This is a genomic window from Brevundimonas sp. (assembly GCF_041648615.1).
Classification (GTDB): domain Bacteria; phylum Pseudomonadota; class Alphaproteobacteria; order Caulobacterales; family Caulobacteraceae; genus Brevundimonas.
Window position 1 is genome coordinate 22,807 of the sequence record NZ_JBAZOS010000011.1, and the last position, 23,215, is coordinate 46,021.

The window sequence follows — 23,215 nt, forward strand, 5'->3', positions numbered from 1 at the left end:
GGTTAAGACTGTTGAACGATCAACGCTTCTTCCGCTTCTGCATGACGAAGCCGATGACCTTGGCGGCGGCTTCGAAATGTTCGCGGGGGATGGTCTCGTCGACATCGACGGCGGCGTAGAGGGCGCGGGCCAGGGGCACGTTCTCGACGATCGGCACATTGTGGTCGCGAGCGACCTCGCGGATGCGCATGGCCAGGGCGTCGACGCCCTTGGCGACGCAGATCGGCGCGGGATCGCCCTCGCCCGGTTCGTAGCGCAGGGCCACCGAATAGTGGGTCGGGTTGGTGATGATGACCGTGGCCTTGGGCACGTTCTGCATCATCCGCTGGCGGCTGCGCTGGGCCCGGACCTGCTTCAGCTTGGCCTTGACGTGGGGGTCGCCCTCGGACTGTTTGTAGTCTTCCTTGATCTCTTCCTTGGTCATCTTCATCCGCTCGGCGAAGCGGAATTTCTGCCAGATGAAGTCGGCGCCGGCGGTGAAGCCGAGCAGGATCAGGGTCGCCGTCACCAGGGCCAGGATCAGGTCGCGGGCGACCGGCAGGATCATGGCCGGCGGCATGGCGGCCATGTTTTCGAGATCGCGCAGGTGCGGCTTCAGCACCATCCAGCAGATGAAGCCGACGGCCAGCAGCTTGATGAAGGTCTTGATGAACTGCACCAGGCCGTCGGGGCCGAAGATGCGCTGAAAGCCCTTCATCGGGCTGACCTTGGACCAGTCGGGCTTCAGCTTGTCGGCGGAAAAGATCAGGCCGGACTGGGCGACGTTGCCGCCGACCCCGCCCAGGATGGTGGCCAGCATGACCACGCCGAGGAAGGGCGCGACGGCCCACAGCGCCATCGCCCCGATCTCGACACCCGCCCCCGCCTCCAGCCCGCCCATCATGGTGTGGGGCGCGGCGATGAAGGGCAGCAGCTGTTCGGCGATCGAGGTGGCGAACCAGCCTCCGGTCAACAGTATCGCGGCCGCGGCGCCGGCCAGCGACAGGGTCGAGGCGACGTCGGGCGACTTGGCGACGTCGCCCTTCTTTCGCGCGTCCTCGAGTTTTCGGGGTGTCGCCTCTTCTGTCTTCGACTCGGGATCGGCGCCTTCAGCCACCGGCGCCTCCCGCGAAGATCTGGGCCAGGGCGCGGTAGCGGTCGATGAAGACCGTCCCCACCACGCCGAGGCTGAGGGCGAAGACCGACAGGCCCAGGATGATGCTGAGCGGAGCGGCGGCGAAGAAGACCTGGAACGACGGCATGACGCGGCCGATCAGTCCCGAGGCGATGTTGAAGATCAGGGCGAAGACCAGCAGCGGCGCCGACAGCTGGACGCCCAGCATGAAGGCGTCGCCGAGAGTGCGGATGGCCAGTTCGGCGAAATCGCCGGTCACCAGCGGTCGCGCGGGGGCGATCAGCTCATACGAGCCGACCAGTCCGGCGATGAACAGGTGATGGGTGTTGGTGGCGAAGATCAGGGTGGTGCCGAGCAGCATCAGGAAGGCGGCGATGGTCGAACCCGGCTGGGCCTGCATGGGGTTGGCGGTCTGGGCGAAGGCCAGGGTGGTCTGCAGGGCGACGATCTCGCCCGCCGTGGCCAGGGCCGTGGTGAAACTGCGCAGCAGGGCCCCGATCATCAGGCCGACGATGACCTCGCGGATGATCCAGCCGGCCATGCCGCCGACGGTCGCCGGAAGGGCGGGCAACAGGCCCGCGATGACCGGCCACAAGGCCAGCGACACGACCAGGGCCAGCGACAGGCGGATGCGCGGCGGCACATAGCTTTCGCCGATGCCGGGCAGCATCATCAGCACCGCGCCGATCCGCGCGAAGATCAGCGCGCCCTGCCAGACCTGGTCCGATGTGGCGTAAGGCTCCACCGATCAGGCGATCACATGCCGGCGATGCGGGCGGCGATCTCGCGCATGAAGCCGCCCAGCAGGGCGCCCATCAGCGGCAGGAACAGAAGCAGCGACACGAAGATGGCGATGATCTTGGGCGCATAGATCAGGGTCTGTTCCTGGATCTGGGTCAGGGCCTGGACCAGGCCGATGACCACGCCCACCACCAGACCGACCAGCAGGACGGGCAGGCAAAGCTGGATCGTCAGCCACAGGGCGTCGCGCCCCACATCCAGAACTTCCGCGCCGTTCATCTGAAATCATACTCCCGGGATACCGGGCAGAAAATGCCGGGAGCGTGGTTAACGAGGGGTTAGGACGCCCTCCGTTCTCCCCTCCCCCTTGCGGGGAGGGTGGCTGTCGCCTCGCGACGACCACCCCTCCCCACAGGGGGGAGGGAGAGGTAAGAGGGTCGCATGACCGACAACCCGATCTCCCAGTCCGAAGCCGAAGCCGCCGTCCGCACCCTGATCAAATGGGCCGGGGACGATCCCGACCGCGAGGGACTGCTGGACACGCCGGCCCGTGTCGCCCGCAGCTACAAGGAGTTGTTCGCCGGCTATGAGGTCGAGCCGCGGCAGTATCTGGAGCGCACCTTCGAGGAGGTCGGCGGCTACAACCAGCTGGTGGTGCTGAAGGGCATCCGCTTCGTCAGCTTCTGCGAGCATCACATGCTGCCCGTCGTGGGCGTGGCCCACGTCGGCTACCTGCCGACCGACCGCGTGGTGGGAATTTCAAAGCTCGCGCGCGTCGTGCGCGGCTACGCCCGGCGGCTGCAGATCCAGGAGAAGATGACGTCCGAGATTGCCCTGGCCATCGAGGAGGTGCTGCGGCCCCAGGGCGTGGGCGTGGTCATCGAGGCGGAACACAGCTGCATGACCCTGCGCGGCGTCAACGCTCCGGGCGCCAGCCTGACCACCAGCCACCTGAGCGGCGTGGTGCGCGACGACCCGCGGACGCGCGAGGAGTTCCTGCGGCTGGTGCGCGGCTGAGAACGCTGGTCATCGGCGAAGCGATCGACCACTGTCCCTCGACATTGCTCGGGGGACGGCCATGGGACTTTTCGATTTTCTGACGGGGACGAAGGCGCCGCCGGCTGGCGTGAAGCGTCAGTCCGCGGCTGAGCTGCGAAAGGCCCTGATGGACATCAATCGCAAGACGGCGCCGTTCGTGGTCCGCGACGGCAAGAAGGAAGGCGTGGACATGGTCGCCGAATGGCGGATCGTCGACGCCAAATGGTACGAGATCTTCGCCAAGGCCGGCATCAAGAAGGTGTTCAAGGTGCTGATGAAGTTCGACGAGGCCGCCGGCGAGGTCCGGGCTGTCGACGAGCAATGGGAAGTCGAATGGCGCGCCGGCGTGCCGACCCTGACCGCCACCGGCTCGGCCTCGCGCGGCCAGAAGTGGGAAAAGAGCTTCGAGACCGTCTACGCCTTCCGTGAAGACGGTTCGTTCGGAAAGGTCTACGACTACGCCTTCGACACCAGCGAGATCAAAAACCCGCTCAAGGCCGCCGTTCTGGCCTCGGGCTGGGGCTGGCGGGGCGTGGCCTTCGGCAAGCTCTAGCGAAGGTCTGTCGCGGCCCGATCCTTGCGGAATTCGTCTCGAAAGAGAGTTTCGCCTTGGCCTGGACCGCAATTTCGACCCGGAATGAAACAACGCCCATCGTTCGGGGCGGGTGGCTGGACGCCCTGCGTTTCATTGTGGCCGCGCTGATCATCCTGCATCACTTCCAGGGCTCGGGCCCCGTCCCGCTGGCCGAGAGCCTGCATCCGGTGTTCGAGCGGGGCGGCTTCCTGCTGACCAACTTCTTCCTGATCGACAGCGGCTATGTGCTGATGCGCGTCTATGGCGCGTCCGTGGCCGGCGGCCGGATGTCGGCGGGAGCCTTCTTCGCCAAGCGGTTCCTGCGGGTCTGGCCCGCCCACATCCTGATGGGGCTGAGCCTGATCGCCATGGTGCTCGGCACCGCCGCCCTCGGCCTGGCGCCGCGCTCGCCGGAGTGGTTCGACTGGAGCCAGCTGCCCGCGCAAATGGGCCTGGTCCAGGCCTTCGGCGTGCCCGGCGGCTATGGCTGGAACGCGCCCAGCTGGTCGATCTCGGCGCTGATCGGCTGCTATCTGGCCTTCCCTTGGCTGCTCAAGGGGCTGTCCCGGCTGGGGCCGTGGAGCGTGCTGGCGCTGGGCGTCGGCGGCTATCTGCTGGCCAATCAGGTGACGTGGAGCCTGTTCGGCTATCCCGTCTATCAGATGCCGATGGGGCTCGGCTTCTTCCGGGCCCTGCCGTTGTTCTTCCTCGGCATGGCGCTGGCCTGGTTCGCGCAGAAGGTCTGGATCGCCCCGAGGCTGGCCGGATGGGCCGGGATCGCCGCCGCGCTCGCTCTGGCCGTCGCCCAGTCTTTCGACAAGAACGCCCTGATCTCCCTGGCCTGCATCTCGACCATCATCCTCGCCGCCGGCGCCATCCCGACCCCGCGCCCCTCGAAATGGATCGAGAAGGCGGCCCAGGTCTCGTTCTCGATGTTCATCACCAACGAGGTGGTGCGCATCGCCTGGTTCGGCGTGGCCAATGTCGCCATCGCCCGGCTCGCCCTGCCGGTTCCCGCCCAGTGGGCCCTGTGGGTCGCCGGCGTCACGGCGGCCTTCGTCTTCGCCTGGGCGTTCCACGTGATCATCGACACGCCGATCCAGAACCGCATCCGCGACTGGCTGAAAGGCCGGTCGCGGCGGCCGGCGGCCGGGCTGCAACCGGTCGTTTCGCTGGAAGGTTAGGCCGGACCGGATCCAGCCGGCGCAGCCGATATGCTAGACCCCCGCCATGAACACCCCGCCTGCAACTGATGAGCCGTCCGCGCTCGCCGAAGCCGCCGCAACCGGCGACGGCGCGGCGGCGGCGCGACTGGCTGTCCTGACCGGCATGGGTCTGGGCGTCCCGCCGGACTGGCGCAGGGCGATGGAGCTGCTGGGTCGGGCGGCCGACCTCGGGTTCGGACCCGCCCGGGATCAGCTCGCATTGCTGGCCGGGACGGCCGCGACGGAGCACGGGCTGGAAAGCGCCCGCCGCATCGACATCGCCGGCTGGCTCAACGCCCCGCGCCCGCGCGCGCTCTCGGACGGACCCGCCATCCTCGCCATCGACGGCTTCCTGCCGCCGGCGGTCTGCGACTGGATGATCCGGCGGGCCGAAGCCCTGGTCGAACCGGCGCTCGTATACGACCCCGATACGGGTTCAGGGCGGCGCGAAAGCGTGCGCACCAATACGGCGGCGCGGTTCGACCTGCAGCATATGGACGTGGTGCTGGCGCTGGTGCGCGAACGGATCGCGCGAGCCGCGGGTCTGCCGGTCCCGGGTCTGGAATGGACCCAGGTGCTGCACTACGAGGTCGGCCAGACCTTCGACTGGCATGTGGACTGGCTGGATCCGGCGACGCCGGGATACGCCGCAGATCTGGCGGCGCGGGGCCAGCGGATCGCGACCCTGCTGGTGTTTCTCAACGACGATTTCGAGGGCGGCGAGACGGCCTTCGAGGCGGAGAGCATCCGCCACCGGGGCCGCAAGGGCGACGCCCTGCTGTGGGCCAACACCCTGCCGGACGGCTCCGTCGACCGGCGCACGCGGCACGCCGGCCTGCCGCCGACGAAGGGCGAGAAATGGGTGATGTCGCAGTGGCTCAGAGGGCGGGCGCCGAAGGTCTGACCGCGATCAGATCGGCATCCGCATGATCTCCTGATAGGCCTGGATCACCTGGTCGCGCACGGCCATGACGGTTTCCAGGGACGCCTCGGCCGAGGATACGGCGGTGACCACGTCGATCAGACTGCCCTGCCCCTGCACCGCCGAGGCCATCTGGGTCTCCGCCGCGCGGGAGCTCTGGGTCATGTCGCCCATGACGCTGGTCAGCATGTCGGCGAAGCCGGACTGGCCGACGTTCGCGCCGCCCCCGACCGGCGAGGCGCCGTCCTGGATCGCCGCATAGGCCTTGGCCGCCATCAAGGGGTTCATCGCTCAGGCCCTATTTCTTCAGCAGGTCGAGGGTGCGGCTGTCCATCGAGCGCGCGGTCTCGATGACGTTCAGATTGGCTTCGTAGGCGCGCTGGGCCTCGCGCATGTCCATGGCCTCGACCAGGGTGTCGACATTGGGACGCAGCACATAGCCCTCGGCGTTGGCCGCCGGGTGGCCGGGATCGTACTCGGTGCGGAAGTCGCCCATGTCGGGGCGGACCTCGGCCAGGGTCACGCCCGTGGCGCCGTTGATCTCGCGCGCCTGGAAGACGGGGATCTGGCGGCGGTAGGGCTGGCCGCCGGCGACCTGGGCCGTCGACTGGGCGTTGGCGATGTTCTCGGCGATGACGCGCATGCGCGACTGCTGCGCCTTCAGGGCGCTGGCCGCGACGGCCATGGCGCTGTTGCGCGGGGGAATGGGGTCAGGCATCGGTCAGCTCCTCATCGGCCGGGCGCGCGGGCGGCCATGCGCAGCATCTGCATGGACTTCTGGTAGAATCCGATCGCGGCATCGTAGGCCATGCGGCTCTCGGCCATCTTGAGCATCTGCTCCTCGACCACGACCGAATTGCCGTCGAGCGTCGTCTCGGAATCAGGCGCGGACTGCGTGTCGAATCGGGCGGTCTGGCCGGCCGGGGCGATGTGCATGGCGCTGGTGCGGGTCATGCGGACCCCGCCCCCGCCCTCGGCCAGGGCCCTGGCGAAATCGGCGGGCTGGTTCAGGTCGCGGCCGACATAGCCGGGGGTGTCGGCGTTGGCGACGTTCTGGGCGATGACGCGCTGGCGCTCGTCCAGCCAGGACAGGCGGCCCTTGATCTGGCTGAGCAGCGGCAGGTCGGTGAAGCCCACGGATGGCGCCCCCAATGTCGGCGGACCGGGCGTATCGCCCCTCTGAGATGGGCAGAAACTGCCGCCTGCATGGTTAACAGGGCGTTATCTCAACACGGCGTTAACCATGATCGCCGAAGGCTGGCGCATGGATTTCCTTGACCTGCTCCGGGCCATGTTCGCGCTCGCCATCACCCTGGGCATCATCGGCCTGGCCGCATGGGGCGCGCGCCGCTATGCGCCGTCGCTGCTGGCCCGCCTCAGCGCCGAGCGCGGCGAGCGGCGGATGAAGGTGGTCGAGACCCTGATGCTGGATCCCGCCCGCCGACTGGTGCTGGTGCGAATCGACGACGAGGAACGCCTGCTGATCCTGGGCGAAGGGCGCGAGCTGATCGAGCCGCGCGGCCCGGGAGCGGCCCGGTGAGCCTCAAGGGCGTCTTCGTCCTGCCGAGCCGCGCCGAGCTGAAGCGGGCGGCGCTGCTGTCGTTGATCACCACCCTCGCCTGCCTGCTGTGGCCCCTGGCGGCCCTGGCCCAGGATATCGCGGCCGCCGGCGGACCCGGGGCGGCGATCAATGTCGACCTCGGCACCGGCGCGGGCCTGACCGAGCGGGTCGTGCAGCTGGTCGGGCTGATGACCGTCCTGTCGCTGGCCCCGTCGATCGTGATCATGACCACCAGCTTCGTGCGCATCGTCGTGGTGCTGTCGCTGCTGCGCACCGCCCTGGGCATGCAGCAGTCTCCGCCCAACGCCGTTCTCGTGTCCCTGGCCCTGTTTCTGAGCGCCATCGTCATGGCTCCGACGTGGCAGGACGCCTATGATTCGGGCATCCGACCCCTGCTGGATCAGCAGATGGAGCTGCCCCAGGCCTTCGATGCGGCGTCGGAACCTGTGAAGACTTTCATGCTCGCCCAGGTCGACCAGGACGACCTGGCGCTGTTCGTCCGGCTGTCACAGCTGGAGGCCCCGACGGCGGCGGCCGACCTGCCCCTCCGGGTGGTCACTCCGGCCTTCATGATCAGTGAGTTGAAACGGGCCTTCGAAATCGGATTTCTCCTTTTCGTTCCGTTCCTTGTGATCGATCTGGTGGTCGCCAGCGTGCTCATGTCCATGGGTATGATGATGCTGCCTCCGGTGGTGATTTCCCTGCCCTTCAAGCTGATCTTTTTCGTGCTCGTGGACGGCTGGAGACTGGTCGCCGGAAGCCTGGTCGAGAGCTTCCAGAGAGCGTCCGGTACCGGATAAATCCCCACCCCGTGGGGGTTACAGCGGCGAAGTCGCTTGCCAAGGGAATAAAAAGCGGCGTCAATCCGTCCGTCATCGCCCCTGAATCGGGGCGAGCTTTCATCGGGAAACGACCCACATGACCACCCAAGCAGAACTCATCGCCTCCGTCGCCAAGGACGCCGGCGTCAGCCAGGCCGACGCCGGCCGGATGCTCGACGCCCTCGTCAAGAACATCCACAAGTCGCTGACCGGCGGCGGCGACGTTCGCATCTCCAACCTCGGCGTGTTCGACACCGCCGCCCGCGCCGCCCGTGAAGGCCGCAACCCGGCCACCGGCGCGACCATCAAGATCGCCGCCTCCAAGGCCGTGCGCTTCCGCGTGTCGAAGCCGCTCAAGGATGCGGTGAACAAGTAAGACCCTGAGGGTCTATGCGGCCGGCCTCTGAGGGGCCGCCGCGACAGCTTGAGGACGGGCGGGGGCCGCGGCGCGGTTCTCGCCCGTTTTCGTTCTGAGGTCGCTCTTCATGGCCGTGACCCAGCCGGTGAAGGTGTCGGCCGAGGCCGTCAGGGCGGCGAAATCTCCGGGCGTGGCGCCGTCGTCGTCCAGGGCGATGGACAGGGCCGACTTCGCCCGGGCCCCGGCCACGAACGGCCGATAGTTGCGCGACAGCCGGTTCAGGGCGGCGCCGTCCTGTCCCAGCGAATAGCCGATCCCCGCGCGAATCAGGCGCGCCTCTTCCTCGGCCGTCAGCGGCGCCGGATCGGCGTACCGTTGCCCCAGACGGGCGTCATACAGGGCCGCGGCCTGGATCCAGTTCTGCTGCTTCCAGAAGATCTCGGCGCGAACGTCGCGCGCCTCGGGCGAGGCGTCTCCACCCAGCACTTCCAGGGCGTGATCGTAACGGCCCAGCTGGGTCAGGGCCCGGGCCTCGAGCGCGCGGCGTTCGGCGTTCAGGGCGCTGGGCAGGATGGTGGTGCGCGACCCCCAGATGGCCTGGAGCGCCGGCTCGGGCTGGCGGTCCATCAGATAGACGGTGGCGAGATCGGTCGCGACCTGGGCCTTGGCGACGCCCTCGAGCCGGTTCTCGACCTGGTATTTCAGCAGTTCGGCGGCCTGATCCAGCAGGTCGACATCGACCAGCCGGCGCGCCAGACGCCGCACCATCTCGTCGCCGTCCGCGCCGATCGGGGTCAGCTCGCGGAAATCGTAGAACAGGCCCAGGGCCTGTACGGGCTGCAGGCCGTCGGCCCCGCCCTGCAGGAAAAGCATGCGGAAGGCCGAACCCAGATCGGTCTGGATCTCGGCGGCGCCTTCGAGACGGTTCAGGCCGGGCCCGGCGCCCTTCAAGGCCGTCAGAGCCTCGCGATAGAGGCCTTGCGACAGATAGAGCTGTCCCAGTTGCCGGATCACGGCCAGTTCGGTGGCGTCGCCCCGCCAGCGCCAGCGCAGACCTTCCAGTTCCGTCGCGGCCGCGTCGGGCTTCATCTTGCCCTTGGCCAACGACAGGCGCACCACCCCCAGCTTGGCCGGCACCGCGACCGCATCCAGGGGCGCCCGGCTGACGGCGGTATAGACGGCGAGCGCCCGATCCGACTGGCCGTCCAGTTCGAGCAGCTTGGCCTGCACAAGGTGTGCGGTCAGCTGGTCGGCGGCGGGCGCCTCCTGGCTGAAGCTGTAGGCCAGCAGGGCGCGGGCGGCGGGCAGGTCGCCGGTCTCCAGCGCCGCCAGCGCATGGGCCGCGCCGAACCGGGCGCGCCATGCGGCGGGAAAGGCGTCGGCGGCCACCGCTCCGGTGGCGAAGGCCTGCCGGGCGGCGGCCCAGTCGCCCTGGCTGGAGGCGATATAGCCCCGCCACATCGCGGAGGCCGGGTCGCCGGCCACGGCGGAGGCGGCGAAGTCGCCTTCCGCCTCCTCCATCCGGCCGATCGAGACGCGGGCCGCGCCGCGCAGGCCGCGCAGTTCGGGCTCGCCGACCATGTTGGGGGCCTTGGCGACGATGTTGTTCAGCACGCCCACGGCCTCGTAGCCGAGGCCGGACGCGACGAGGAACCGGGCCAGGGCGAAACGCGCCTCGGCCGGCGCGCGCGGATCGTCGCCCGCCTCCGCCGCTTCCCGGGCGGCGGCGTCCTGGAGCTGGCGGTAGCGGGCCGAAAAGCCGGCATGGCCCGCGTCCGCCCATTCGGCCAGAATCAGGGCCGGGAACTTCGCCTTCCGCGGCGCCCCGTTCTCGTCGGCGGCGGCGCCCAGCGCGGCCGAAGGCGGCGACAGGATCAGGCCGGCGGGGCGGCTGAAGGTGACCAGATCGCCGTCGGCGTGGATGCCGAGGTCGGCGGACGAGGTCTCGACGGCCAGTCCCTGGGCCGTAGGCAACAGGGCCAGGTCCACGGTGCGGCGGCGATCGGCGAAACCCTTGCCGGGCGCCAGGGCCGTGACGGCGGCGAACCGGTCCCCGGCCAGCGGATCGGTCAGCCAGACGGCCCTGGTGGCGCCCGCCATATGGGCGACCAGAACGGGCTCGCCGCTGTCGTCACGATCGACGACCACGCCCTCGACGGCGACGGGCTGGCCGCCGATGACGACGGTCCATGCCGAGCCCTGGGCGACGGCGGAGACCGCCAGTCCGGCCGGGGCGGCGATGCGGACGGCGACATGGTCGGGCCCGGCCGTCCAGTGCGCGTCGGAGACGGGACCCAGCTGCCGCGCGCCGGACATGTCGAGCCTGGCGGGCGTGTCGAACACCACCCAGACCGCCTCGCCGCGCCGGAAGACCGCGGCGCCGACGGGCCTGTCCCACTGAAAGGTCAGCGAGACCTTGGCGGGGGTGGCCCGGCTGACCACCGCCACGGTCTGCGACGCGACGGCCGCCGGAGCCGGCGCATCGGGCGCCGAGGCGAACAGGTTCAGATAGACCGCGCCGTCGGCCGAGCCGCTGCGGACGTCGGCCCCCTCGGCCAGGGTCAGGACCAGTTCGGTGGCGCCCTGGACGGCGCGCGTCTCGACCTTCTCCACCCCCTTGGGCGGATCGACCTTCAGCCGCGAGACGTCCGGCGCGGCGGTGGAGCCGATGCGGACGATGACATCGCGGCCCTCGCGCCGGACCCGCGACCGCGCGCCGATGACGCCGGCGAATTCGATGCGGGTGAAGGCGGCGTTGGCGCCGATGCGGATGGAGATGGGATCGACTGCGGCGCCGACCTCCTGGGCCAGCGGCGCCATGGGCGCGAACGCGACCGCCCCCGCCGCGGCGGCGGCCACGGTGGATCTGAGAACGCGCTTGCTGACGGGGACCCCGGACATACGCGCGCACCCTCGCGCGACCGGCCTTACAACGCGGTTAACGGTTGGTGACCGCGACAATGCGGCCCGTTGCGCAGCAGGACCCGCAGGCCGACATGCGTAGCGGCTTCCCGTCAGGACCCCTATTGTGACCCAACCCGAGTTCCCGCACCTGAACACCCTCTCCACCGGCCTGCGCTGCCGATGTCCGCGTTGCGGCGAGGGTCCGCTGCTGACCGGGTTCCTGACCATTCGCGAGGCCTGCCCCGCCTGCGGTCTGGACTACAGCTTCGCCGAACCGGCGGACGGCCCGGCCTTCTTCGGGATGAGCCTGGTCGGCATCGTCGGCATGGCCCTGTTCATGTGGTTCGAGTTCGGCGCCCATCCGCCGATCTGGGTGCATCTGGCCGTCACCATGCCGCTGCTCGTGCTGGGTTGCCTCGGCGTATTGCGTCCGCTCAAGGGCTGGCTGGTCTCCGAACAATACGTCCACAAGGCCGCGCCGCCCGAGTTCGAGAGCGTCGGCGGGCATGGTGAAGGATCGAAGTGGCGCTAGGCGCTGTTTGACTTCCCCGGCGACCACGCGCCCCTTGAGCCCGCCTCAAGGAGGGGCGCGTGATGATGATCGAGCGGATACTGTCGTGGCTGCTCGTTCTCGTGCCGGCCGTCATCCTTGTAATGAGCGTCCGCATGATCCTGACGCGCAAGAGAAAATAGACGCGCGTCGGGCGGTCGGTCCCTAGAGCGTCCGCGGCTCGAGGTTGGCGAAGACCGCATGGGTGGCGCCCGCGGCCTGGGCCGCCAACGCCCGCTCCGGCCGAAGATTGACCAGCAGGAGCTGGCTGCAGATCTGCCGCGCCGCAGCCGTCAGGTCGGCGGCGCTGAGCCAGTCGCGCGCGCCCTCGTGCGCCACCCCGGCGAAGTCGATGGCCAGGCACTGGGCCTTGACGCCCCTGAGACGCCGCACGGTGTCGACGTCCGGCGCGATGTGAAGCACGACGCCGCGCGTCTGGGTCTGAAAATGGGCCAGGGCCTCATCGATGACGTCGACAGGCGTATGTTCGAGGCCGCCGAAGACCTCGATCAGCAGGCTGCCGGGCTCTGAACTGTGCTGAACCGCCGCGCACTGCAATGCATAGGGGCCGCGCGCCGCCGTCAGCGTCCGCCAGAACGCCGGCACGATGCCGCAATCGCCCGGTCCCAGCCGCAACAGCCGCATGCCGTGCTCGATGGTCAGGATGTCGATCTGTCTGAGGTCGTCCAGCTCGAGGGTTTTCCGTTCGAAGATCGAGCGTTCGTCACAGCGCCGGATCGTGCGCTTCAGGCGCTGGCTGATCGGCGCCGAGGACGCCAGGTCGAACACAGGCTGCGAGGCCAGGGTGACCGTCAGCTCGGAACGCGACCGGGTCGCTGTTGAGAAGGTGATGCTTTCGTACGGCGCGCCGAAGGCCCGCCGCTGCGGAACCGGTCCCGCCTCCGCCTCCTCGCGCAAACGCCCGTAGCCACCCTCGCCTCGTCCCGCATGCATGTTCCGCCAGCCCCGACTTCCACCTCTTCCGTCACGCTTCAATGAACGTTGATAGATTAACCCAGGCCTTACCGGATTGGTTAAATGCCATGGTTAACGCAGTAATGATATTCAAAAATGCCCTCAACCTTCGCTATTCGAATTTGGAGCGGCAGTCAGTCTCCTTCTCATTGTAATGACATGGAGGAGATTTTTTCGTGGACCTTCTTAGTATAAAGCATTTTATTGAATGAACATCTTTTCCTTACTTTCCCGTCTCGCCAATAGAGATCGCTATTACGTCAATGAATCTACACGATGAGATGTTTGCTATATCGATTTCTTCACCACGCCTGAGAAATGATGGCGGGTGTCACCCTGAAAGATAGAACGATATACTTATCTCTATCGGAACGTGCGCGATCGCGGCCGCCGGACGCCGCCGGTCGGGTGGTCCGGTAAACGGAGAAACCATCCTGGGCCGACCGGAAACCTGTGGACGGACGACGCCGATCCGGGCGGTGTCTGATGGAGGAGGAAGGCGGGCGGCGGCGGCGGCCGTTCACGCGCCGTCAGGGTCGCCCGGCGGCGAAGGCGCGATCGGGGGAGTCGATGACCACCTGAGTCAGGTTCACCGGGTCTGTCTGCAAGCGCGGCGTCGGGCTGACAAGGCTGCCACGCTCTCTGACGCTCAACGTCGGAACAGGCCGAAACGCCCCCGTCCCAAACGCGCGCCGGACACGGCCTGGCCAATGCGCCGGATGATGTCGCGCCCCTTGCCAATGCGCCCGGCGAACAGGACGAAGCCGTGGATCGTCCCCTTGATCCGCCATTCCCGGGCGTCGACCCCGGCGCGCTTCAGCGCCTTCACATAGGCCGCGCCCTCGTCGCACAGGGGGTCGAGGCCCGCGGTGATCACCACGGTGCGCGGCTGGCGCGACAGCACCTCGGCCGACGCCAGCAAGGGCGAGGCCGGAGCGGTCTCGCGGTCCTCGCCCGGCGAGAAATACTCGCTCTCGGCGCGCAGGATGTCGAACTCGCGCAGGAACCATGCGCCGTCGCCCAGCGTCTTGCGCGAGGCGAAGTCGGCGTGGGCGCTGGCGCTCATCACCGGATAGACGAGGATCTGCAGCGCCACCGGGATCGAGGTCTGCTGGCAGGTCGCGGCCGCCAGATGGCCGCCCGCGCTGTCTCCGGTCACCACGATGCGCGTCGGATCGCCGCCCAGCGCCCGGGCGTTGGCCGCGGCCCAGGCCAGGGCCGCCAGACAGTCGTCCAGCGCCACCGGATGCCTGTGCTCGGGCGCCCGGCGATAGTCGACATCCACCACGACACAGTCGCCCGCCGCGCAATAGGCCCGGCAGAGTCGCGCATAGCCGTCCGGATCGCCCAGCACCCAGCCGCCGCCGTGGATGTGCACCACCAGAGGCCGCTGCCGGCCCATGTCGCTCCCGAGGGGCCGGTAAACCCTCACCGGAACGGGTCCATGGGGGCCAGGCGCGACACGATCCTCGATCCGGCCGACCGCAGCCGGGGCCGGGCCGTACAGGTCGGCGGCGATGTTCAGGCCCTGGCGCCGCTCATCGACCGTGGGTTCGGCCGGGGCGCCGGCGAAATCCGTGGCCATGGCCGCCAGAAGCGCCGCCGTATCCGGCTCGACCCAGGGCCCCCGAGCGCGGTTCATCTCAGAATTTGAACCCGGCGGTGAGGCGCACCGTGCGCGGGGCGCCGAAATAGGCCAGCTCGTAGCCGAGCGAGTCCGACAGGTCGAAGCCCTGCTCGACATGCCGTTCGTCCGTCAGGTTCTGGCCGCCCAGCTGGAGGAACAGGCGGTCGTCCCGGTCGCTCCAGCGCACGAAGGCGTCGACCAGCGTATAGCCGTCCTGGGCCAGAACCTCGCTGGACGAGACGGTCGGATAGACCTTCGACCGGTACGACGCGTCCGCCCCCAGGGTCAGGGAGCCGTTGACGCCCAGGTCGGCGACATAGACGCCGCCCAGCCGCGCCGACCACTCCGGCGCATTGACCAGATGGCGCTGGTCGCTGATGTCCACGCCGCCGGGGCCGATGTATTCGTCGTACCGGGCGTCGAGATAGCCGACCGTGGCGTTCAGCGTCAGGGCCCGGACCGGCCGCGCCGTCAGCTCGAGCTCGGCCCCCCGGATGGTGGCGGCGCCGGCGTTGGTGAACACGGCGATGAAGCCCCCGCCCCCGTCGGCCGAGAAGCTGGACAGCTGCAGGTCGGTGTAGTCGTTCCAGAAGACGGCCATGTTGGCTGTCAGACGCCGGTCCATCAGCGTCGACTTCAGCCCGGCCTCATAGGCCCACAGGGTCTCGGGATCATAGGGCGCGGCGCCGGAGGCGTCGTTGGCGCGACCGTCGAAGCCGCCCGACTTGAAGCCCCGGCTGACGCTGACATAGGCCATCACATCGTCCGAGACCGTGTAGTCCAGCCCCAGCTTCGGCGACCAGGAATCCCAGCTTTCCGAGGTGTCGATATCCGTCACCAGCAGGCCGGGATCGTCGCGCTCCGGCGGCGCGGTCACCGGGCCGTAGAAGGTCTGGGTCCGACGGAAATCCTTGTCCTCATAGGTGTACCGCAGGCCCGCCGTCAGGCTGAGCCGTTCGGTCAGATCATAGGTCGCCTGGCCATAGGCCGCCCAGGAGCGGTTGTGCTGGTCATTGATCGATCCGGTGACGAGGCTGATGACCGGGCCCAGCAGGCCGGAATAGGTCAGGTCGGTCTCGTCGAAATAAAAGACGCCGGCGACGGCGTTCAGCCGCTCGCCGGCGTAGGTCAGCTGGAACTCCTGACTGAACTGGTGCTGGTTCTCGTCCACATAGACGCCGAACACGGCCAGCGGCGTCGCGTCCAGGTCCAGGTGGCTGGCGTAGTCCATGGAGCGCCAGGCGGTCACCGACTTGAACGACCACAGGTCCGACACGGCCCAGTCGGCCGTCAGCGCGGCGCCGAAGGTGTCGAGCGTGTTCAGGTCGTTGAAGTCGGCGTCGACCTTGAACGGATCGGCCATCGTATCCGGATAGAGGCCCAGCACATCCGTCGCCCGCGCCGGGGTGCGCGAGGTATCGGGCCGGTCCCGCGAGGCGTCGATATTCAGCCGGAACGACAGATCGTCGGACGGGCGATACTCCGCCGAGACGCGACCCGCGATCTGGTCCTTGTCGCCGTCGTCCTCGCCCGTGAAGGCGTTGTCGGAATAGCCGTCGCGACGGGATACCGACACCGCCGCCTTGCCCAGCAAGGTGGCGTCCTCGTTCAGGGCGCCGCCGGCGCTGATCCGCGTCTCGAACAGCCCGTAGTCGCCGACCGACGCCTCGACCCGGCCGCCCCGGTCGGCGCTCAGCGGGGTCGAGACGAATTTCACCGCGCCGCCGATGGTGTTGCGGCCGTACAGGGTGCCCTGGGGGCCGCGCAGCACCTCGATCCGGTCCACGTCATAGACCGACAGGAAGGCGCCCTGGGCCCGGCCCAGATAGACGTCATCGACATAGACGCCGACGCCCGGATCGGCGAAGGCCAGGCTGTCCACCTGCCCGACGCCCCGCAGATAGACCACGGCGTTGGCGGCGTCGCCTTCGTGCAGGGTCAGGTTGGGAACCGTACCTTGCAGCGCGCCGATGTCGGACGCCTGCAGGTTCTCCAGCGCCTCCGACGACAGGGCGGTGACGGCCACCGGCACGTCCTGCAGCCGCTCCTCGCGCCGGCGGGCGGTGACCACCACCTCGTCCAGGGTCGAGGCCTGCTGAGCAGCTGGCAGGGCCTCCTGCGCGACGGCCGGCAGGGCGGCCGGCACGATGGCGGACACGCCGGCGAGCATGAGGGCGCGGCGCGCGCCGCGAGCGGTCTGGATCTTCATGGTCGTCCTCCCCCGGTCGCCGCTGACGGGCGATCTCGATGAGGGGCATCGCATCATGGCGCCGGCCGGCGGACTAGCGAAGAGTTGCGCGCGAAACTGCCCGCAAAAGCTGCGGACAATCGGGCTTCAGCCGAGCGCCGTCCTGATGATGTCGCGGGTCCGCCGCAGGTGGCCGACCATCAGGGCTTCCAGCTTGGGCGTCGGCCGGACCAGGGCCGTCCGGCCGTCGTCGCCTGTCCGCTCCTTGACGAGGAAGCCGTCATCCACGGCGCGCTTGATGCGCTCCTCGCGGGTGCGGTTGGAGCCGCTCTTCATCTGCTGGCAGGCCTGGCTCATGGTCATCGGCCGACCGTTCCAGTTGGCGATCATGCAGCCCACCAGCAGGTACCAGAACTCCTGGGTGAAATAGCCGGGCCGCTTCTCGAAGGTCTCGTCCCAGTCCCGGGCATAGGCCTCCAGCGCCTGCGCCCAGACGATGAGTTCATCAGTGTCGCGCGACTCCATGACCCATAGTCCCGAAACGGCCGATAATATCCAGCCCTGCGGGAGAGCAGGCGACAATGACTGCCGGGTCGGGCCTGCCCTGGCTTGTCTGGCTCTGAGCCGGCGCCAGCGCCGGGTGGTTTCGACAGAGGTGTCGGGACCAGTCAAGGCCGGCTCAGTGAGATTCGATGGCCATTGATTTCGCAGGCGATCCCGACCTCGCGCGGTTGGTGGAAGCTGCAGCGCTTCTGGCGGGATGTTGACCAGTTCCGCAGCGATTGCTCGTCCGGGTGAACCGAGCTGTCGATCGGCGCTATCGCCGCGTCATCCTCACGGCGCCGATTTGTCCGCCCACAAACGGCATGAGCCGCACCCTCATTCTCGCCGTCCCTCCCAGGCCGTCCGTCGTGCGTTCCGAGAGATTGAACGTCATGGTCGCTCCACCCGCCCTGGACGACGAGACAACGACCAGCCCGCCATTCTCTATCCGGCACTCGCCCGGCCGAGCCCGAATGACGCAGGAGAGCCGGTTGCCGCCTTCGGACGCGATCGTCAGCGGCCAATCCGAGGGTGCCCCGTCCCGCGATTCAACGGAGATGTCGACGCCATTGCGGTTCACGGGGGTGATGACCAGCGACCAGTCGCCAACCACGTCGCTGGCGGCCAGGGGGCGGGAGGTCTGACCAGCCGCTTCACCCCCCAGGCCTCCGAGCAGCATCACCAGTAAAGCGACTCTCTTCGACAGTATCATCTCGTTCCGCGCCTTATGCGATCTACCAAAACTTCGGATTTTACCGCAAAAAAGCGGGCATCAACGCCCGCCAAGGTTGGCATTGGCTGATGCGGACCCCGTCATCACAGCGACCGACGTCGCTGATCACTCTCTTCCGAGACGAGACGGGGTCCAGCGAGTCAGTTCACCACTCAACAGTTACTTCAACCGCCGAGAACGTCAACTTCAGGCTCGGCTTGTCCGCTTCTTCGATCGTGATGTCCGGAATCCAGTCCGCGCCAGCAACTTCTTGAATTTCGGCGGCCGTCAGCTCAACTCCCAAAGTCTTGGTGATCGGCTCATGAGACGAATTTTGCATCGTAAACTCCTCTTGTAGTTCGAACAACTCGAACATCTAAAGTTGTTCACGAATACACATCTCATGCAACCTTAAATTTTATCGCAAATGCAATTTCTATGCTGCTTCCGTCCAGGTACGGTCATTTCGTATAGTGGCGCCCTTTTCGGCTTCGGTCCTGTATCGATGATTGAAGGCCTCGACCGCACTGGACCTCGCGAAGGCCGCGTAGTCCGGAAAATCAAGGCCCGGGGCGTACCCGGCCTTCTCCGCGAGAAGGCGACAGACCAGCGAGGTCAGACCGACCGATGGAACGCGCTCCTCCAGAAACAACCACGCGCCCGCGGGATTGAGGTCCAGAAAGACGATGTCGCCGTCCGCGGTCAGCGCGAAATCGGCGCTGGCCATGTCGATGTTCAGCGAGGTCATCATCCGAAGAACCCGCGCCTTTTGTTCGGCCGACAGGCTGTACGGTTCGATTGAAGCCATTTTCGGATTGGCCATCGCAAATCGGCAATCGAAATCAGGCACGCCGACCTGGGCGATGTCGTAGGCGTAGACGTCGGAGCCCACCACCACGACGCGCAGATCCGAGACCTTGTCGACGGCGACCTGATAGATGGCGGGCGTGTTCGACAACGCGCCATCCGGGCTGTCCAGGATGCGCGCAGCGTCCACCTTGCTGGCCAGAGCGTAGGTTCGGCTGAGGTCGCTGTACGCCCACGAGTAGACACCGAAGGGCTTGACCACCAGGGACCGGTGAGCGCGCGCGAACTCGCGGATCCGGTCGGGATCGGCCGACATCAGGGTCGGCGGCACAGCCAGGCCGCTCTGTTTCGCGTGCACGAGTTGAAGAAACTTGTGTTCAGCGGCGCGGGCGCTGGAAGGGTCATTGATCCAGGAGATGTTCGGATCGGCGCCCAGCGTCGCGACCACATTCTCCTGCATCATGTTGCTTTCGCTTGTCCGGAAGACCCCGTTCTCGTCGTCCGCGTCCGACGCGGCGGAACGGACCTTGTAATGCCGGCGGTACCAGGCGGCGCGCAGGTTGGCATTGCATGTCCCGCCCCGCGTTGAAGGCAGGTCGTCGATCAGGAGGCTCGCGCCCCCATGGTTGTGAAGCCCATACAGCGTGTCCATGACATGGCAGGGAACGCCGGCCTGGGCCAACGCCCACCGAACAACTTCTGAATGCAAGTCGGTCGCGGAACTTATGATTGCAACTTCCATGGGACCCCACATGCTGCACCCCTGAAAGCTAAGGGCTGAAAGGGGCGAGAGTCAATCGCCGCCATATTTTCGCCCGGTCGGCCCGCAAGGTATCGTTGTGCGCCGGGTTGATGTAGCCCGCGACGGCTCTCGTGCAGGCTGTTTCGGGGAGGCCTGTTCTCCGCAATGAAGAGTTGTGGACAGAGGCGCGTCTCGGGTAGAGTTTCGCTGGCGTCCCGGGGTGGAGGGCGCCAGCAGTGGTGGAGACGCGCGCGTGATGCAGGCTGCGCTGAAGGTGCGAGGCGCGGCCTCTGTCGGACACGTGTTGACGTGCCCGCAGCTCGCCAGCCGCCGACCATCCCGTCCGGTCGCGGCAGGCCCGCACACGCCGACGAGCGCCTCCGCTACCCGGCGGGGTTTTGAGAGTCAGTCATGAGCAGCGGCCTGTTTCGCCCCGAAGCGTCTTCCGGGCGGCGTAACCGACTGGCAGGCGATGTCGTGATCGCGGTTCCGGTGTCCTGGCAGATCATCGGCTATCTGTTGCTGGCGAGCCTCGTCACAGCCGTGATCTTCATGTCCTTGGCGAGCTATGCCCGAGTTGAGGTCGTGACCGGGGTCTTGGCGCCTGACGCCGGCATCGCGACGATTGTTCCTACACGGGACGGGGTGATCACCTCTCTGGACGTTCGCGACGGTCAGGAGGTCATGGCCGGGACGCGGCTGGCGGCGATACGATCGGAAGAAGACGCCGCCATCCTGCCGACGACCGGAGAACGCGTCGAGGCGGCGATCGAGCAACAGGATGCGAGCCTGATCGCACAGATCGAGGCTTACGCCGCATCGGCATCCGCCGAGCAGCAAGGGCTCGCGGCCCAGCGCACCGGCCTGGAGGGGGAAATCGCGCAGCTGGCCTCGCAGATCGCCATCCAGAACGAGCTGATAGCGACGGCCGAGGCCGATCTCAACCGCGTTCGCGCGGTCCATGAGAAGGGGTTCATAAGCGGCCGGGATCTCCAGAGCCGCGAGGACCTTCTGTTGACACGCCGACAGCAGCTCGCCCAGTTGACTCAGGCGCTGGCGTCGCGACGGTCAGCCCTGGCCGAGACCCGGCGCGCAAGCGAACAGTCGAGAGCCCAGGCGAACGTCCAGCTCGCCAATCTGTCGGCGGCGCGCGCCGAAGTGGCGCAATCGGCGGCGAGCGCGAGTGGAGCGCGGTCGTATGTGCTGCGGGCCCCCGTCGGCGGCCGCGTGACCGCGCTGGTCGCACGGGCCGGACAGGTCGCCAGCCCTTCCAGACCCCTCATGAGCATCGTTCCGCGCGGTTCGGTTCTCCGGGCCGATCTGTCGGTCGGCAGCGCCGCCATCGGGTTCATCAAACCCGGGCAGGACGTCCGTCTGGCGATCGACGCCTTCCCCTATCAGCGCTACAGCACCGTGCCTGGAAAAGTTCTCACCGTCGCCTCCAGCGCCGTGAGCCAGCCCGGGCCCGACGGCGCCCCCGTTATGGTCTATCCGGTAACGGTCGAGCTCAAGCAAGCCGATGTGTCCGCTTACGGGAGGAGAGAGCCCTTGATCCCCGGCATGACGCTCACGGCGCGCATCGTGACCGACAAACAGTCCCTCCTGCAGTGGCTCTTCGAACCGCTGTTCGCCATTCGTCGTCGGTAGAGGGGGCCATGCTTGATCTGGGACTCGTGACGCGATCTCGGGTGCGCGTCGTCCGGCAAACCGAAGTGGCCGAGTGCGGCCTTGCTTCGCTGACGATGGTTGCGAACTACCATGGTCTGGACGTCGATCTTGGAACGCTGCGGCGGCGATTTCCGCCCAGCCTGCGGGGCGCATCCCTGCAAACCCTCATCGGCCTGGCCGACAAGATCGGTCTCACGCCCCGGGCGGTCAAGGCGCCCCTGGAAGGCCTGGGCCAACTCCACCTGCCCGCGATCCTGCACTGGGACATGAACCACTATGTGGTTCTGGAGAGCGTGCGAGGGGGCAAGGCCCTCATCCATGATCCGGCCGGCCATTCGCGTCGCCTGCCCATGGCGGAGGTGTCGGAGCATTTCACCGGCGTGGCGCTTGAACTCCGGCCAGGCAACACCTTCAAGACCGGGAGGATGCGTGAGCGGCTAAGGTTGCCGCAGCTGTGGCAGAACATGTCAGGCCTGAAGCGCGCCCTGGTCCAGGTGCTCGTGTTGAGCCTCATACTGCAGGCGTTCGCGCTCGCCTCGCCCTACTATATGCAGATCGCGATCGACACCGCGCTACCGGCCCTTGACGGTGACCTGTTGACCGTCCTGGCGCTCGGTTTCGGACTCTTCGCGATCGTCAACGCCGTCGTGGCGCTACTCAGATCGTTCGTCCTGCTGGTGGCGGGAACGACACTGGGCTTCAGCCTGTCCTCGAACATCGCGCGCCGGCTGTTCCGATTACCGATCGACTGGTTCGAGAAGCGGCACACCGGCGACATACTGACCCGTTTTCAGTCGGTCACGCCGATCCAGAACATGCTCACGCAAGGGGCGGTCGCAGCGATCATTGATGGCGTGATGGCGATACTTACGCTTGCGCTCATGCTGTACTACAGCCTGCTTTTGGCCAGCGTGGCGCTTGTCGCGTTCGGCCTCTATGCACTGGTGCGCTGGTTGTCGTTCTCGTTTGAACGTCAGGCCAACGAAGCGTCGATCATCACCAGCGGCAAAGAGCAGACCGTGCTGATGGAAACGCTCCGCGGCATCACGACACTACGTCTGTTCGGCCGCGAAACCCTGCGTCATGCGCTATGGCAGACCCGTCTGGTGGACACCGTCAACGCCGGCGTGCGCGTTGAAAGAATAAAGATATGGCAGGCCACCGCGAACACCATAATATTCAGCGTAGAGAATATTATTATGGTGTGGATCGCCGTCGGTCTTGTACTAAACGGATCGAGCTTCAGCGTCGGCATGATATTTGCTTACTCAGTATACAAGAATCAGTTTATCCAGAAGTCGGCGTCTCTCATAGATCAAGGCATCGCCTTTCGGATGCTCGGCCTTCACCTCGAGCGCCTTTCGGATATCGCGCTGTCCGATGAGGACCCTGGTTTCCAGGGCGATGACGATGCGGTGACCCCGTTAAGGGGCAAGATCGAGTTGCGCGACGTCACCTATCGCTATGCCGCAAGCGATCCCGTGGTTCTCAAGGACGTGAACCTTGTGGTCGACGCCGGCGAACACGTCGCCATCACGGGCCCTTCAGGGGGTGGAAAATCCACGCTCGTCAAAATCCTGCTGGGGTTGGTCCAGCCCGATGGCGGCGAGATGCTCATCGACGGCATGCCGATCGAACGGTTTGGCTACAAGAGTTACCACAGTCAGATCGCCGCCGTTCTGCAGGACGACAGTCTCTTCGCGGGTTCGCTCGCGGAGAATATCGCTCTCTTCGACGAGAACGTAGATCTGACGCGCGTGATCGAGGCCGCCACCGCCGCGGCGATCCATGACGATATCGACCGCATGCCGATGCGTTATGAGACCCTGGTTGGCGATATGGGGTCGACGCTTTCCGGCGGCCAGAAGCAACGCGTGCTGCTCGCGCGCGCCCTGTATCGAAAGCCCAGGATCCTGATCATGGACGAAGGCACCGCGCACCTGGATCTCGCGCACGAGCGCGCCGTCAACGACTCGATCGGCGGAATGGGCATCACGCGGATTATCATCGCGCACCGACGGGAGACGATCGACGCCGCCGAGCGCATCCTGGTTATGCTGGATGGGTCCTTCACGGCCTGAGACGCCCGGACCGCGTCCTGGGTTCGGTCGCCGATTCAGGCCACCCGCCGCCTCCCATACCCTTGCCGCCGGCACAGGGGCCGG

23 protein-coding genes are annotated in these 23,215 nt (G+C 67.2%); 10 read left to right on the forward strand and 13 right to left on the reverse strand.

The window, feature by feature from the left end; genetic code table 11:
* Positions 1 to 19 precede the first annotated feature (19 nt).
* Genes flhB through fliQ form a run of 3 tightly spaced genes read right to left on the reverse strand, consistent with a single transcriptional unit; the run spans position 20 to position 2,134 of the window.
* On the reverse strand, positions 20 to 1,096 hold the full coding sequence (flhB, locus tag WC555_RS06340) for a flagellar biosynthesis protein FlhB (RefSeq protein ID WP_373252211.1): 1,077 nt from the start codon (positions 1,094 to 1,096) through the stop codon (positions 20 to 22).
* Positions 1,089 to 1,859 carry a flagellar biosynthetic protein FliR gene (gene fliR, locus WC555_RS06345; protein ID WP_373252214.1) on the reverse strand — a complete coding sequence of 257 codons (771 nt, stop codon included), beginning with the start codon at positions 1,857 to 1,859 and terminating at the stop codon, positions 1,089 to 1,091. The genes flhB and fliR overlap by 8 nt, the downstream gene beginning before the upstream one ends.
* An 11-nt stretch (positions 1,860 to 1,870) precedes the next feature.
* On the reverse strand, positions 1,871 to 2,134 hold the full coding sequence (gene fliQ, locus WC555_RS06350) for a flagellar biosynthesis protein FliQ (RefSeq protein WP_055830786.1): 264 nt from the start codon (positions 2,132 to 2,134) through the stop codon (positions 1,871 to 1,873).
* Between the two features lie 162 nt (positions 2,135 to 2,296).
* Between fliQ and folE the strand changes: the two genes are divergently transcribed.
* The 4 genes from folE to WC555_RS06370 all read left to right on the forward strand — a co-directional run bounded on the left by folE (position 2,297) and on the right by WC555_RS06370 (position 5,576).
* The gene (gene folE, locus WC555_RS06355) at positions 2,297 to 2,872 is read left to right on the forward strand and encodes a GTP cyclohydrolase I FolE (RefSeq protein WP_373252217.1); all 576 of its coding nucleotides are present in this window, start codon (positions 2,297 to 2,299) and stop codon (positions 2,870 to 2,872) included.
* Positions 2,873 to 2,933: 61 nt separating this feature from the next.
* Entirely contained in the window at positions 2,934 to 3,446 is a 513-nt protein-coding gene (locus WC555_RS06360) for a hypothetical protein (protein WP_373252220.1), read from the forward strand.
* A gap of 56 nt (positions 3,447 to 3,502) precedes the next feature.
* The gene (locus WC555_RS06365; RefSeq protein WP_373252222.1) at positions 3,503 to 4,651 is read left to right on the forward strand and encodes an acyltransferase family protein; all 1,149 of its coding nucleotides are present in this window, start codon (positions 3,503 to 3,505) and stop codon (positions 4,649 to 4,651) included.
* Between the two features lie 46 nt (positions 4,652 to 4,697).
* Positions 4,698 to 5,576: a 2OG-Fe(II) oxygenase gene (locus tag WC555_RS06370; protein WP_373252224.1), complete on the forward strand. Its 879-nt coding sequence runs from the start codon at positions 4,698 to 4,700 to the stop codon at positions 5,574 to 5,576.
* 6 nt (positions 5,577 to 5,582) lie between these two features.
* Here the strand turns inward: WC555_RS06370 and WC555_RS06375 are convergent, their stop codons facing one another.
* The 3 genes from WC555_RS06375 to flgB are packed head-to-tail and all read right to left on the reverse strand — an operon-like array spanning position 5,583 to position 6,731.
* The gene (locus WC555_RS06375) at positions 5,583 to 5,882 is read right to left on the reverse strand and encodes a flagellar hook-basal body complex protein FliE (RefSeq protein ID WP_300468828.1); all 300 of its coding nucleotides are present in this window, start codon (positions 5,880 to 5,882) and stop codon (positions 5,583 to 5,585) included.
* A gap of 10 nt (positions 5,883 to 5,892) precedes the next feature.
* Complete coding sequence (gene flgC, locus WC555_RS06380) at positions 5,893 to 6,312, reverse strand: flagellar basal body rod protein FlgC (protein ID WP_373252225.1); 420 nt, start codon at positions 6,310 to 6,312, stop codon at positions 5,893 to 5,895.
* A gap of 11 nt (positions 6,313 to 6,323) precedes the next feature.
* The gene (flgB, locus tag WC555_RS06385) at positions 6,324 to 6,731 is read right to left on the reverse strand and encodes a flagellar basal body rod protein FlgB (RefSeq protein WP_373252228.1); all 408 of its coding nucleotides are present in this window, start codon (positions 6,729 to 6,731) and stop codon (positions 6,324 to 6,326) included.
* Positions 6,732 to 6,858: 127 nt separating this feature from the next.
* Between flgB and WC555_RS06390 the strand changes: the two genes are divergently transcribed.
* From WC555_RS06390 to WC555_RS06400, 3 genes are all read left to right on the forward strand, one after another.
* Entirely contained in the window at positions 6,859 to 7,134 is a 276-nt protein-coding gene (locus tag WC555_RS06390; protein WP_373252229.1) for a FliO/MopB family protein, read from the forward strand.
* Positions 7,131 to 7,955, forward strand: a complete 825-nt coding sequence (gene fliP, locus WC555_RS06395) for a flagellar type III secretion system pore protein FliP (protein WP_373252231.1) — start codon at positions 7,131 to 7,133, stop codon at positions 7,953 to 7,955. The genes WC555_RS06390 and fliP overlap by 4 nt, the downstream gene beginning before the upstream one ends.
* Positions 7,956 to 8,073: 118 nt before the next feature.
* Positions 8,074 to 8,352 carry an HU family DNA-binding protein gene (locus WC555_RS06400; protein WP_055830800.1) on the forward strand — a complete coding sequence of 93 codons (279 nt, stop codon included), beginning with the start codon at positions 8,074 to 8,076 and terminating at the stop codon, positions 8,350 to 8,352.
* A 12-nt stretch (positions 8,353 to 8,364) separates the two neighbouring features.
* Here the strand turns inward: WC555_RS06400 and WC555_RS06405 are convergent, their stop codons facing one another.
* A complete protein-coding gene (locus tag WC555_RS06405; RefSeq protein ID WP_373252232.1) occupies positions 8,365 to 11,193 on the reverse strand; it encodes a hypothetical protein in 2,829 nt (942 codons plus the stop codon).
* A gap of 166 nt (positions 11,194 to 11,359) precedes the next feature.
* Between WC555_RS06405 and WC555_RS06410 the strand changes: the two genes are divergently transcribed.
* Entirely contained in the window at positions 11,360 to 11,770 is a 411-nt protein-coding gene (locus WC555_RS06410; protein WP_373252310.1) for a DUF983 domain-containing protein, read from the forward strand.
* Between the two features lie 183 nt (positions 11,771 to 11,953).
* On the opposite strand, the gene WC555_RS06415 is transcribed toward WC555_RS06410, so the two are convergent.
* The 6 genes from WC555_RS06415 to WC555_RS06440 all read right to left on the reverse strand — a co-directional run bounded on the left by WC555_RS06415 (position 11,954) and on the right by WC555_RS06440 (position 19,292).
* Positions 11,954 to 12,742, reverse strand: a complete 789-nt coding sequence (locus WC555_RS06415; RefSeq protein WP_373252235.1) for a hypothetical protein — start codon at positions 12,740 to 12,742, stop codon at positions 11,954 to 11,956.
* Positions 12,743 to 13,412: 670 nt separating this feature from the next.
* A complete protein-coding gene (locus WC555_RS06420; RefSeq protein ID WP_373252237.1) occupies positions 13,413 to 14,405 on the reverse strand; it encodes an alpha/beta hydrolase in 993 nt (330 codons plus the stop codon).
* Between the two features lies 1 nt (position 14,406).
* Entirely contained in the window at positions 14,407 to 16,599 is a 2,193-nt protein-coding gene (locus tag WC555_RS06425) for a TonB-dependent receptor (RefSeq protein ID WP_373252238.1), read from the reverse strand.
* 126 nt (positions 16,600 to 16,725) lie between these two features.
* The gene (locus WC555_RS06430) at positions 16,726 to 17,103 is read right to left on the reverse strand and encodes a hypothetical protein (protein ID WP_373252239.1); all 378 of its coding nucleotides are present in this window, start codon (positions 17,101 to 17,103) and stop codon (positions 16,726 to 16,728) included.
* Between the two features lie 896 nt (positions 17,104 to 17,999).
* Entirely contained in the window at positions 18,000 to 18,209 is a 210-nt protein-coding gene (locus WC555_RS06435) for a hypothetical protein (RefSeq protein WP_373252241.1), read from the reverse strand.
* A gap of 60 nt (positions 18,210 to 18,269) precedes the next feature.
* A complete protein-coding gene (locus WC555_RS06440) occupies positions 18,270 to 19,292 on the reverse strand; it encodes a RimK family alpha-L-glutamate ligase (RefSeq protein ID WP_373252243.1) in 1,023 nt (340 codons plus the stop codon).
* Positions 19,293 to 19,793: 501 nt separating this feature from the next.
* Here WC555_RS06440 and WC555_RS06445 point away from each other — a divergent pair.
* Positions 19,794 to 21,029, forward strand: a complete 1,236-nt coding sequence (locus WC555_RS06445; protein WP_373252246.1) for an HlyD family efflux transporter periplasmic adaptor subunit — start codon at positions 19,794 to 19,796, stop codon at positions 21,027 to 21,029.
* Positions 21,030 to 21,037: 8 nt separating this feature from the next.
* Positions 21,038 to 23,131, forward strand: coding sequence for a peptidase domain-containing ABC transporter (locus tag WC555_RS06450; RefSeq protein WP_373252249.1), 2,094 nt, complete (start codon positions 21,038 to 21,040; stop codon positions 23,129 to 23,131).
* Positions 23,132 to 23,215 lie beyond the last annotated feature (84 nt).